The 8,942-nt window shown below is 61.2% G+C and carries 9 protein-coding genes; 6 read left to right on the top strand and 3 right to left on the bottom strand.

What is annotated here, in order from left to right:
* Positions 1-65: 65 nt before the first annotated feature.
* Positions 66-1,724, top strand: a complete 1,659-nt coding sequence (locus tag RVM27_RS00500; RefSeq protein ID WP_498957137.1) for a nitrite/sulfite reductase — start codon at positions 66-68, stop codon at positions 1,722-1,724.
* A complete protein-coding gene (locus tag RVM27_RS00495) occupies positions 1,711-2,253 on the top strand; it encodes a DUF934 domain-containing protein (RefSeq protein ID WP_498957136.1) in 543 nt (180 codons plus the stop codon). Before RVM27_RS00500 ends, RVM27_RS00495 begins: the two co-directional genes overlap by 14 nt.
* Before the next feature lie 57 nt (positions 2,254-2,310).
* On the opposite strand, the gene smrA is transcribed toward RVM27_RS00495, so the two are convergent.
* Positions 2,311-2,901 carry a Smr/MutS family protein gene (gene smrA, locus RVM27_RS00490; RefSeq protein ID WP_498957135.1) on the bottom strand — a complete coding sequence of 197 codons (591 nt, stop codon included), beginning with the start codon at positions 2,899-2,901 and terminating at the stop codon, positions 2,311-2,313.
* 137 nt (positions 2,902-3,038) lie between these two features.
* Between smrA and RVM27_RS00485 the strand changes: the two genes are divergently transcribed.
* From RVM27_RS00485 to RVM27_RS00475, 3 genes are read left to right on the top strand one after another with little or no spacing between them, the layout of a single operon-like run.
* Positions 3,039-3,584, top strand: coding sequence for a gamma-glutamylcyclotransferase family protein (locus RVM27_RS00485; protein WP_498957134.1), 546 nt, complete (start codon positions 3,039-3,041; stop codon positions 3,582-3,584).
* Positions 3,581-4,210: an NAD(P)H:quinone oxidoreductase gene (gene wrbA / locus RVM27_RS00480; protein ID WP_096922985.1), complete on the top strand. Its 630-nt coding sequence runs from the start codon at positions 3,581-3,583 to the stop codon at positions 4,208-4,210. The genes RVM27_RS00485 and wrbA overlap by 4 nt, the downstream gene beginning before the upstream one ends.
* Complete coding sequence (locus tag RVM27_RS00475) at positions 4,207-4,602, top strand: DUF2069 domain-containing protein (RefSeq protein WP_039177918.1); 396 nt, start codon at positions 4,207-4,209, stop codon at positions 4,600-4,602. The genes wrbA and RVM27_RS00475 overlap by 4 nt, the downstream gene beginning before the upstream one ends.
* A 2-nt stretch (positions 4,603-4,604) precedes the next feature.
* Here RVM27_RS00475 and RVM27_RS00470 read toward each other — a convergent pair whose 3' ends face one another.
* Positions 4,605-5,297: a cytochrome b/b6 domain-containing protein gene (locus RVM27_RS00470; RefSeq protein ID WP_096922984.1), complete on the bottom strand. Its 693-nt coding sequence runs from the start codon at positions 5,295-5,297 to the stop codon at positions 4,605-4,607.
* Positions 5,298-5,462: 165 nt separating this feature from the next.
* Between RVM27_RS00470 and pdxH the strand changes: the two genes are divergently transcribed.
* Entirely contained in the window at positions 5,463-6,107 is a 645-nt protein-coding gene (pdxH, locus tag RVM27_RS00465; protein ID WP_096922983.1) for a pyridoxamine 5'-phosphate oxidase, read from the top strand.
* A 56-nt stretch (positions 6,108-6,163) separates the two neighbouring features.
* Here the strand turns inward: pdxH and RVM27_RS00460 are convergent, their stop codons facing one another.
* Entirely contained in the window at positions 6,164-8,911 is a 2,748-nt protein-coding gene (locus RVM27_RS00460; RefSeq protein WP_498957132.1) for a bifunctional acetate--CoA ligase family protein/GNAT family N-acetyltransferase, read from the bottom strand.
* Between the last annotated feature and the right edge of the window lie 31 nt (positions 8,912-8,942).

Here is an 8,942-nt window from a genome sequence, read left to right as displayed (position 1 = left end):
TAAGGTGGCGGCACAATACCGTCCGTCCCGACGTGACCATTTCGCTTTTAGCAGGATCGTGCCACATGTACCGTTATGATATTCATGACCAGACGCTGGTCGATGAGCGCGTCGCTCAGTTCCGCGACCAGATGGAACGCTACCGCGCAGGGCGTTTGGGAGAAGAAGAGTTCCGCCCCCTGCGGTTGCAGAACGGGCTCTACATTCAAAAGCATGCCCCGATGCTGCGCATTGCCATTCCCTACGGCATGCTGGCGGGCTATCAGCTGCGCGCGCTGGCGGAGATCACCCGTCGCTACGACCGCGGCTATGGCCACTTCACCACGCGTCAGAACCTTCAACTGAACTGGCCCGCCCTGGAAGACGTGCCGGACATCCTGGCAGAACTGGCCAAGGTGCAGATGCACGCCATCCAGACCAGTGGCAACTGTATCCGTAATACCACCAGCGACCAGTTTGCGGGTATCGCCAACGATGAAGTTGAAGACCCGCGCCCTTGGTGCGAGCTGATTCGCCAATGGTCGACGCTGCACCCCGAATTCGCTTACCTGCCGCGTAAGTTCAAGATCGCCGTCACCGGCGCCGCTCAGGACCGTGCAGCCATTCAAGTGCATGATATTGGGCTGCGCCTGTGGCGCAACGATGAAGGTGAGCTGCGCATTTCGGTACTGGCAGGCGGTGGCCTGGGACGTACGCCGATGATTGGTGACGTGGTCCGCCATGACCTGCCCTGGCAGCACCTGCTGACCTACCTGGAAGCCTGCGTGCGGGTGTACAACCAGTTTGGCCGCCGCGACAACAAGTTCAAGGCGCGCATCAAGATCCTGGTCAAGGCGCTGGGTATCGAAGAGTTCCGTCGCCGCGTCGATGAAGAGTGGGCCCACCTGAAGGATGGCCCGCAAACGCTGAACCAGGCCGCCGTGGATGCCGCCAAGGTGCACTTCCCGGAGCCCGAGCGCCGCCCTGTCAGCGAGAGCGCCATCGAAGCCTACGAACAGCTGCGCGGTGAAAACCGCAGTTTTGCGCGTTTCGTCACCAACAACGTGACCGACCACAAAGTGCCGGGCTACAAGGCCGTGACGCTGTCGCTCAAGCGCCGTGAGCACGCGCCTGGCGACGTGACCGCCGACCAGATGGACGCCGTTGCCGACCTGGCAGACCGTTACAGCTTCGGTGAAGTACGTGTTACCCATGAGCAGAACCTGGTGCTCTCGGACGTGCCCGTCGACGAGATCGAAGCACTCTGGAACGAGCTGGACGCGCTGGGCATGGCCAACCCCACGGTAGGCACGCTCAACGACATCATCTGCTGCCCCGGCGGTGATTACTGTGGCCTTGCCAATGCGGTGTCGATCCCCATCGCCCAGGCGCTCCAGGAGCGTTTCGAGGACCTCGACTTCCTTTACGACCTGGGGCCGCTGGACCTGAACATCTCCGGCTGCATGAACGCTTGTGGTCACCACCACGTTGGCCATATCGGCATTCTGGGCGTCGACAAGAAAGGCGAAGAGTATTACCAGATCTCGATTGGCGGTAACGCCACCGATGATGCTTCGTTAGGCAAGATTCTCGGCCCCTCCTTCTTCCGCGAAGACGTGCCGGGTGTGGTCGAGAAAGTGCTGGAAGTGTACGTGGCCGAACGCCACGAAGACGAGCGCTTCCTGGATACCTACCGTCGCATTGGCCTGAAACCCTTCAAGGAGCGTGTTTATGCCCAGCAATGACACTCAAGCCGAAGCGCTGCCACAGACGCCGGTGCACGTGGATCACCTGATCGAAGAGGGTGAGTTGGCCGCAGAGAATGCCTGGTGCGTTTCCTACGATGCCGACGCGCTGCCCGAGCAGCGCCCTGCGTTCGTGCCGCTGGCGCTCTGGCAGGCAAACAAGGAAGATGCGGAACTGGCCCCTCTGTTGGCCAGTGATACCGAGCTGAATGCCAAGCTGGCCAGCACGCTCGATAAAGCACCTGCCGTTGCCGTCGATTTTCCTGCCTTTACCGATGGCCGTGGTTACACCATTGCCCGCCTGCTGCGGGAGCGTTACGGCTTCACGGGGGAAATTCGTGCAGTGGGTGACGTGCTGGTCGACCAGCTCGATTACATGCGCCGCTGCGGGTTTTCGACCATGGCCCTGCGGGATGATCAGCACCCCGAAGACGCCCTGCGTGCCCTCAACGCCTTCAGCGTTCGCTACCAGACGGACGTCGAAGAGCGTCAGGCGCTGTTCGAGAAGCGTTTGACCGCCAGCCACTAGGCGCGGCCATACGTTAAAAAACGCCGACCGGGGCAGCCCCTGTCGGCGTTTTTGCGTTCAGCCTCGCCGTTTCTGCTGGCGCTCTCGATTGTGGGCCTTGGCGCGATCGCTCTTGCGCAGCATCACCCAGGTGGCGCCCAACCCGCCCTCCGACGGTTGGGCGGAGACATACGCCTGCACTTCGTCGAACTGGGTCACCCACTTGGCGATATAAGAGCGTAATACGTTGGCTGGGCTATCCAGCTCGCGGCCACGGCCATGCACGATCAGCACCGAGCGCAAGTCGTGGGCATAGGCCTCCTGAATGAACGGAAACAGCATGCGCCGGCACTCCGCCAAAGGTCTGCGCAGCAGGTGAAGCTGAGCTTGAACGCTGTAACCGCCGTGCTTCAACTTATCGACCACGCCTTGCTGGGTCCCCTCGCGGCGAAACTCGATGGGGTCGAAAGGAGGCAGCAGATCGACAAAATCATCGGACAGAAAATTGCGCTCATCGAAGCGCTGAGCGGCGCTCTCACGTCTGGCCAGCTGCGCCTCGGAGGGCGTTTGCCGCCGAGGGCCTGTATCGGCACGGTTTCGCTTGGCCAGCGGCGTTACCTCGCCGACCAGCGAACGGAAATCCAACTCATCCCGAAGTGACTGACTCATATCAGGCTCCTTTCGTCAGCTATAGAGTGCCACGCTATCTTCTACTATCGTAGCAAACCCCACGATACTGCTTAAGACTTGTCTTGTGTCGTCACGCCGTTCAAGCTGAGAGATTTGCAACCTGAGGAGTCATGCCCATGGTTTGGGTCAAACGCGGGCTGTGGCTCATAGCGCTACTGCTGATCGGCATGGCCGGGTGGCTGTGGCTGACCATGCTGAGCCCCTGGTTTTATGAGCGCCCCGATACCGTGGCCGAGGTCGAGCCGCGCACGCATCAGGTGTTCGTCTACGGCACGCTGCGCTACTGGCCGGTGCGCTGGGTGGTCATGGGTGCGTCCGGCAATCCAAGCGAAGCACGGCTACCGGGCTTCGAACGCCGGGGCCTCGACCTGTCGCCCAACCCGGCGGCCCACGTGGAGGGGCTGCTGTTGACCGTGACGGCAGATCAGTTGGAAAGGCTGGATCGCTACGAACGGCTGGGGGTGCGCTATAACCGCATCAAACAGCCGCTGGCCAACGGGCAGCAGGCCTGGGTATATGTGCGCTTGCCAACCCTCGGGCAGCGTTGGCTTGCCCCTCCTGTCGACCTGGCCGCTCTGGTAACATACCCCACATCTTTGACGACGCCGCCAACCCCAGGCAGCGTCCTTGCCTACTTCAGGCCCCTTCAGGAGCGACCATGAGCAGCGATGCTACCCCTTATGTATTGATTCTCTACTACTCTCGCTCAGGCGCGACGGCAGAGATGGCACGACAGCTGGCCGCAGGCGTGGAAAGCGTGGCAGGTATCGAAGCGCGCCTGCGCACGGTGCCGCCAGTATCGACCACCTGCGAGGCCGTCGACCCCGAGATTCCGGAAGAAGGCGCGGTTTACGCCACGCTGGACGATGTACGCCACTGCAGCGCGCTGGCATTGGGCAGCCCGACCCGCTTTGGCAACATGGCCGCCCCTTTGAAGTACTTCCTGGACAGCACCAGCAACCTCTGGATGAATGGTGCACTGATCGATAAACCCGCCTGTGCCTTCACCTCGACCTCCAGCCTTCACGGTGGCCAGGAGAGCACGCTGCTGAGTATGCTGGTGCCCCTGCTGCACCATGGCATGGTGTACGCAGGCGTACCCTACAGCGAAACCGAGCTGCTGAGCACCCAAACCGGCGGAACCCCCTACGGGGCGAGCCACGTGGCTGGGGCTCGCAGTGACCGTCCGGTGGATGCCGACGAACGTGCGCTGTGCCAAGCACAAGGCAAGCGCATTGCCCGTCTGGCCCTGGCACTCGAAGCAATGCGCCGCAAGGAGGCATCATGAGACAGTGGCTGGATGGTTTGGAACAGCGCCATGGGCTGGATACGTTGACCCGTTACTCTCGCCAGCTGGTACTGGGGAGTTTCGCGCTACTGCTGCTGTTGGTCATCTATCGCGGTTTTTTCATTCAAGGGGACGACTTCAACTGGCGGCCGGTGGTGGCATTCATTCTGCCGCTGATACTGTTTCTGCCCTCGATCATTGGCCAGCGTGCGCGCGGCCATGCCTGGTTGGCCTTCGTCAGTCTGCTCTATTTCACCCAAGGGGTCATGCTGGCCACGCTGCCAGGGCAAGGTCTGCGCGGCGTGCTGGAAGCCATCGTGGCACTGGCGCTATTCACCGGCTGCATGGGCTACGCGCGTTTCCGTAGCCGTCAGCAGCACCTGAAAGGCTGATCTTACGCAAACCACAGCCAACCACTGACACCCGCCGCCACCAGCAGCGCACCAACGGCACACAGCCGTTGAGTAGTCGCCGAGTGAACGGCGGGTGCTTCATCCACAGGCGGCCGGGCAAAGCGTTTCACGCCGGTGACCATGGCCGCCATCAGCCCTTCCCCCTTGGCACCATGCAGCGCCACCCCCGCCACATGCACGCCGATCAATATCAACAGCAGATCACTGTTCAAGGCGTGTAGCCTGGCGAGATCGCGGCTCAGGTCACGTTCGACCCAGCCGTTCAGCGGCCCCTGAAAAAAGATGTCGTCACTCAGGAACAGGCCGCTGAGGGCTTGAAATCCCAGACTCAACAGCAGCAGCACGACCATCCAGCCGCCCAACGGGTTGTGGCTGGCATAGCGAGGCTCCTGGCGCTTCATCAGCGCACGGACATAGTCGGTGGTGCGCGTCGGTGAGTAGAGAAAGGTCGAGAAACGAGCGTAGCGGCTGCCCACCAGGCCCCACAGTACGCGGAAGACGACCAGCCCCAGAATCACGTAGCCCGCCTGCGCATGCACCTCGATGGGAAACAGAAACGGCGCTCCGTCGGTTTTGGTCGTGTAAAAGGCCAAGGCGACGGCGACCAGCAAGGCCAAGTGGCACAGGCGTATCAGCACATCCCACACTGCAATGCGTCTTGTCTGCTTCTGCATTCCCCGTTCCTCTGTCATGGCGCTGGCAAGGTGTCTCATTATCCACGTTGGTATCACAGTCACAAGCGTCGGCATCGGAGCGAGCCATGATCAATGCTTGAGCTTTACGCACAGACCAGCGAACATAACCTGCATACAACTGATGAAAGCAAGGGAGATCCGCTCATGACACGTAACATTGCCGATGTCAGGCGCGACTATGAAGGTGGACGTCTGGAAGAGGCTGCCGCCCCCAGCGACCCGTTTGTGCTGTTCGATGAGTGGTTCAGCCTTGCCCTGGAACAGGAAGGCCAGGATGGCAACGCCATGACCCTGGCCACGGTAGACAGCCAGGGACGCCCCCATGCTCGCGTGGTACTGCTCAAGGGCTTCGATGCCCAGGGCATGGTGTTTTTTACCAACTACCACAGCCACAAAGGCAGCGAGCTCAACAATGTGCCTTACGCGGCACTCACCTTCTGGTGGCCGTCGCTGTCACGGCAGGTGCGTATCGAAGGGCCTGTCCAGCAGGTTCCCGCGGCAGAGTCAGACGAGTATTTTGCCAGCCGACCTCGCGGCAGCCAGCTGGGCGCCTGGATCGCTACCCAGAGCGTGGTGATTCCTGACCGCAACTGGATCGAGGAGCGTCAGAAGCGTTTCGAGCAGGCGTATGAGGGCCAGACGATTCCACGCCCGATTCACTGGGGAGGTTATCGAGTCAATCCTGAAATGATCGAGTTCTGGCAAGGCCAGCCAAGCCGCCTGCACGACCGCCTGCGCTACGAGCGCCGCGACGGTGGCGAGTGGAGCCGCTTCCGCCTGGCGCCCTGACGTTGCTTTCCATGTAACCTTGCCTGAGGAGGCCGCTCCTCAGGCAGTACCCGCCCTTAATCCGGCAGGCTCTCCAGGCGGTGGCGCTGCCATTCGCTATCTGGCTCGTTGAGTCTCAGCACGGCATCGATTACCTGCTCTTCCATGTTATAGCGGCAGCGGAACCCCAGGTGCTTCATCAGCGCCCGCATGGGGTGGTTGTCCACCATGATCTTGCCGATCATTTCCAGGGTGCCAATGCTGGTGCAGTAATCGATCATTTTCTTCATCAGCAGGCTACCGATCCCCAGGCCCTGCAAATCATCGCGAATGATGATCGAGAACTCGGTGCGAATGTTGTCGGGATCGTTCCACACCCGCACCACCCCCAACATCTCCTTGCTGCCATCGTCGTGCTGATGTTCGGCAATGAAGGCCATCTGCCGATCATAATTGATATGCGAGAGAATCGAGAGGTCACGCTGTGTCAGGCTGGACTTGTTGTGAAAATAGCGAAAACGGATGCTCTCCTCCGACAGCTGCCGGTGAAAGGCGGTGATCAGCGGAGCATCTTCTGCGCGAATTGGCCGCACTTCCACCTGCCAACCGTTTTTCAGGGAGACCCATTCCCGCAGCTCTTCCGGGTACGGCATGATGGCGAACCGGGCGGGAGTGCCCAAATCCATGGCAAAATCCACCGCCAGCATGCCGTCACGGTTGAGCAACAGCGGGTTGAGCTCCAGGCCGCGCAGATCGGTCAGGTCGGAGGCCATCTGTGACAGCTTGACCAGCAGCTGGCAGAGCCGCTGGATGTCCCGCTCGGGGTCGGCAGAGTGTTCACGGATCAGCGAGGCAGCATGGGTGCGGCCAACCACATCCGAGGCCAAACTCATGTTCAGCGGTGGCAGCGCCACCTGCCTGTCCGCCAGCACGTTGACCTTGTAGCCCCCGATACCAAACACGATCAGCGGGCCGAACACCGGGTCTCGGGTGATGCCGGCACATATCTGCATGGAGTGCTTGCCCCGCTGCATGGGCTGAAGGCAGTACTCACGCACGCTGTGCTCGGGAAATTTCTCGCGGACCTTGTCTCCCAATTGGCGCACGCCATCGGCCACCTGCTGAGCGCTTTCGAGGTCCTGCAGCAGGCCTGCCGAAATCTTGTGGGGATGCTTTCGATAACGATAGGGCCGACAGTTGCCGTCGTGAATCACTTTCAACGCCTTGGGGCCCGGGAAGCGCTCTGCTACCTGCAAGGCTTCTTCCGGCGACTGAAGGTAGACACTTTCTGCCGTGGGGATGCCGTAGGCTTCCAGTACCCGGGCGGTTTCCGAGTGGGTCAGCGTTTGCCGCCCCTGCTCCTTAGCGTGTTTGATCAGGGCACGGCACTCGGCGCGAATCGCCGGACTGGTGGAAAACGGCAGGCTGGGCGGAATTTCATGCAGCAGCGCCTGCACCCGCTGATAGTCGACCATGTGCATGAAAGCCTTGACCGCTTTTTCCGGTGACGTATAGGTAGGAATCCCCGCCAGATTACAGACATGGCGGGCGTTGAGAGCTTCCTTGAGCCCCATCCAACTGGTCAGCAGGTTGCGCTTGAAGGATTTGCGGTGATCGATCAGCGCCTGGGCAGTGGTCACCGAAGGTGCAAGCCGAGTGGGGGCGTGAACCACCAGTACCGCATCGACATTGGGGTCTGCAGTGACGATTTGCAGCGCCTCGACGAAGCGCTCCGGTGTGGCGTTGCCCCCCAGGTCTACCGGGTTTTCCCCCGGCTTGCTCATGTCGACCTGGCTCTTGTGCAGAGCCGCCTGGGTGTCGGCGTCGAACTCGGCCAGCGTTCCTCCGGCACTGATCAGCTTGTCGATGGCCAGCATGGCAGGGCCCAGGCCGTTGGACACGATGGCCAGGCGGTCTCCCCGCAGTGGTTTCATGCGTGACAGCGTTTCCAGCGCATCCAGCATCTCGTCCGAATCATTCACCCGTACCACCCCCGCTCTGGCAAAGGCAGCGTCGAACACTACGTCACGGTTCGCGATTCCTGGCGTCGGCGGCATGCCGGAAATATCCGATTGCGGGGTTCGGCCACTCTTGATGGCCACCACCAGTCGATTGCGCGAGGCATCCCGCACGGAGGTCATGAAATGCTGGGCGTCGGTGACCCGTTCGAGGTGCAGCAGGATGGCCTGGGCCGGCGAGTACTGGTTCACGTAGTCGATCAAATCGGGCAGCAGCACATCGACGCTGTCACCCACGGTAATCAGATGGGAAAAGCCCACGTCCCGCCCCGCCGCCCAGTCGATCATCGCATTGGCCAGCATGCCGGACTGGCCCAGATACGCGACTCGCCCGGCCTTGATGGGTTGGCTGGCATAAGAGGCATTGAGTTTTTTACCTGGCACGATCAGGCCCATGCACTCCGGGCCCAGCACTCGGATGCCAGATTCCCGAGCGGCCTGCAGCATGCGTTGACGAATCGACCCCTTTTCGCCCTCCTCGCGGTCCAGATAGGCACCGCCTGACAGCACCAGCGCGGCCTTGGCGCCGAACTTGCCCAGCTTGCGGATCAAGCGAGGCACGCCCTCGATAGGCGAGCAGATGACACACAGATCAGGGACTTCCGGCAGCTCGTCGACATTTCTGACGCATTTGACCCCAAACACGCTGTCGTAGCCCCTCAGGTTCACCGCCCATAGCGCACCTTTGAAGCCCGCCTCCTGCACGTTGCCCAACACGAGCCCACCCAGCGATTCAGGCTTTTCAGACGCCCCAAACACGGCAATGGAGCGAGGCTCGAAAAAATGGTGCAGAAAGCGTGTGCTCACGAAGGCATCTCCTCTGACATGGGTCCCTACT

This window comes from Halomonas sp. KM007 (assembly GCF_050709225.1).
In the GTDB taxonomy this organism is placed as follows: Bacteria; Pseudomonadota; Gammaproteobacteria; order Pseudomonadales; family Halomonadaceae; genus Vreelandella; species Vreelandella hamiltonii.
This window is presented reverse-complemented; position numbering and strand designations above follow the sequence as displayed.

Coding starts and splice junctions, on each gene's coding strand:
- RVM27_RS00500 (WP_498957137.1), top strand. CDS start 66: ATGTACCGTTATGATATTCATGACCAGACGCTGGTCGATGAGCGCGTC.
- RVM27_RS00495 (WP_498957136.1), top strand. CDS start 1,711: ATGCCCAGCAATGACACTCAAGCCGAAGCGCTGCCACAGACGCCGGTG.
- smrA (WP_498957135.1), bottom strand. CDS start 2,901: ATGAGTCAGTCACTTCGGGATGAGTTGGATTTCCGTTCGCTGGTCGGC.
- RVM27_RS00485 (WP_498957134.1), top strand. CDS start 3,039: ATGGTTTGGGTCAAACGCGGGCTGTGGCTCATAGCGCTACTGCTGATC.
- wrbA (WP_096922985.1), top strand. CDS start 3,581: ATGAGCAGCGATGCTACCCCTTATGTATTGATTCTCTACTACTCTCGC.
- RVM27_RS00475 (WP_039177918.1), top strand. CDS start 4,207: ATGAGACAGTGGCTGGATGGTTTGGAACAGCGCCATGGGCTGGATACG.
- RVM27_RS00470 (WP_096922984.1), bottom strand. CDS start 5,297: ATGCAGAAGCAGACAAGACGCATTGCAGTGTGGGATGTGCTGATACGC.
- pdxH (WP_096922983.1), top strand. CDS start 5,463: ATGACACGTAACATTGCCGATGTCAGGCGCGACTATGAAGGTGGACGT.